The organism is Faecalibacterium sp. An58, from assembly GCF_002161515.1.
In the GTDB taxonomy this organism is placed as follows: Bacteria; Bacillota; Clostridia; order Oscillospirales; family Ruminococcaceae; genus Faecalibacterium; species Faecalibacterium avium.
Map to the genome: position 1 here is coordinate 1 of NZ_NFHX01000059.1, position 2,574 is coordinate 2,574.

Genomic DNA, 2,574 nt, shown 5'->3' on the forward strand with positions numbered 1-2,574 from the left:
GAGGCGAAGTTTGAGACAGTGCTGGTCAAGCCATCCGAAATTCAAAAGGAAATGGTGCAGTCCCTTTCCGAGCGGGCGGGCAAGATCAACGCCGGGATGGTGGATGCTTCCGAGGACAACATGTTGTGTGTGACAAATGATGGGCGGAAAATCGGCCTCGATCAGCGCCTCATGAACCCTCTTTTGCCTGACGACCCAAACAGCAAGCTGAACGCCTGCGTCCGCAATGTGTTGCACATCTGGGAGGAAGGTAAAGCGGACAGACTGACCCAACTCTTGTTCTGTGATTTGTCCACGCCCAAGGGCGACGGGCAGTTCAATGTCTACGATGATGTGAAGAAAAAACTGCTGGCGGCGGGCGTGCCGGAAACTGAAGTGGCCTTCATCCACACCGCTGATACCGAGGCAAAAAAGAAGGAGCTGTTCTCCAAAGTGCGCACCGGGCAGGTGCGCATTTTGCTTGGCAGCACGGCAAAAATGGGGGCCGGCACCAACGTGCAGGACCGGCTGGTGGCGGTCCATCACCTGGACGTAGGCTGGAAACCCTCGGACATGACCCAGCGCAACGGCCGCATCATCCGGCAGGGCAATCGGAACAAAACGGTGCAGATTTACAACTACGTCACAGAAGGAACGTTCGATGCGTACTTGTTCCAGACCCTTGAGAATAAACAGCGTTTCATCGGACAGATCATGACCTCAAAATCACCCGTCCGTTCCTGCGAAGATGTGGACGAGCAAGTGCTCAGTTATGCTGAGGTCAAGGCACTGTGCGCCGGCAACCCGCTCATCAAGGAAAAGATGAACCTGGATGTAGAAGTAGCAAAACTAAAGGTTTTGAAGGCCGACCACCAGAGCCAGAAGTACCGGCTGGAGGATAAGCTGCTCAAAGAGTTTCCCGCCAGCATCCAGCGGCAGAAGGTAGAAATTTCTGCTTTGCAACAAGATGCCAAAGTAGCAGAGGACAACCCACAAGTGAAAGACGGCTTCTGCGGCATGACCGTGAAAGGGATGCACTTTGAGGACAAGCTGGCCGCAGGCGAGCGGTTGCTTCTGGCTTGCAAAGAAATGCCCACCGCTGAGACGGTGACGCTGGGTAATTATCGCGGCTTTGGCCTCGACTTGCGCTTTGATACCTTCCGCAACGAATACCAGGCCGTGCTGCGGGGCGCGACCAGTCACTTTGTCCCCCTCGGCACCGACGCCCGCGGCAACCTGACCCGCCTGGACAACGCGCTGGACAGCTTCCCCGACCGCATCGCCCGCGCCGAGAACCAGTTGCAAACTTTATATCAGCAGCGGGACGCGGCGCAAGTTGAGGTGGAAAAGCCTTTCCCCAAAGAAGCGGAGCTGGCCGAAAAATCCGCCCGCCTTGCCGAGCTGGACACCTTGCTGAACATGGAGAGCTGCCCCGAGCCGGAGCAGGACACACCAGAAGCTGAACAGGACGAGCAGAGCGAGGAGCACCGCCCCTCGGTACTGGCCGGGCTGAAAGTCGCCGCAGCCGAGAAATCCGCACCGAATAAGCAGCATAAAAAGGAGGCTGAAAGATGACCAATGAACAGTGGAATACCACCCTTTACAAGCAGATGTTTACGGAACAGGAGCAGTTCCGGGACTGGCTGCTGGCCCAGCCGCCACAGGAAATTTTGAACTACGCCTATGAGTATGTCATGCGGGAGGACATTCTGCTTTCGCTGGAGTACAACGACCTGACCGATGCTCAGGCAGCGGCGCTGCTGACTTCGCCCTCGCCGCTTGCGGACGTTTATGCGGAATTTGACAAGCTGGAAAGCAGCCACATGGAGGAGATCTGGAGCTGCATCGAGAGCCGGGCCAACGCTCTGCAAACTGACCAACTGGACCGCGCCAAAACTCTGATCGACGAGTTCTGCGCCTACGAATACGCTTCGCAGGCGGATTTCAGCGACTTGAGCAGGGTCAGCATCGCCTACACCACCGTGGGCGATGAAGATATCCCGTTGCAAGTCCATGTGGATTTTGAAGGTTACAAGATCGAGCGTGAACTGGACGGAAAACCTCTGGACGCCCGGCAGTACAGTTCGCTGCAGGAGCTGATCGAAAACGAACTGGAAGGGCTGGATTTTCAGGAGCTGGCAGCGGTGAGCGATGCGGAGATTCAAGCAGCCCTGGCCTCTGCAAAGAAGGAAGCTGCCTTTGCTGAGCTGCCGGTCTACCGGCAGAACGCGGCCTACGCCCGCGAGCACGGGGAGCTGGAACAATACCGCGTTTCGCATCAGGCCAACATTGCCTGCAAGGAGGCCATTGAGCAGAGTATTGACCAAAACTATGACGGCAGACGCCTTGCGAAGGGGACCGCCGACAAAGTGATGCAGAAGTTCGGTCCCGAGCGGGTGATGTATGTTCTAGCCTACACCATTCAGCAAAAGGGGTGGGACGGGCGTTTCCATCCCTATAACAAGGATTGGGCCAGAACAGTGGACATCCCGCCCAACCCGGATTCGTTTGGCTTTGAGAGGAACTGTGAGTTTGTGGTGGACAGCCACGCCGGCCTGACCGACCTGTTCGTAAGCCAGGCGCGGCGGGAGGTAG

Annotated in this window: 2 protein-coding genes; both read left to right on the forward strand. The window is 56.9% G+C overall.

Translation table 11 applies throughout. The features are described 5' to 3' along the window. Positions 1-1,554 (forward strand): helicase C-terminal domain-containing protein (locus tag B5G12_RS14060; protein WP_242956062.1); only part of this gene is annotated, 1,554 nt, incomplete at its 5' end. After that, positions 1,551-2,574: DUF3849 domain-containing protein (locus tag B5G12_RS14065; protein WP_242956063.1), on the forward strand; the 1,024-nt coding region annotated here is incomplete at its 3' end. The genes B5G12_RS14060 and B5G12_RS14065, both read left to right, overlap by 4 nt.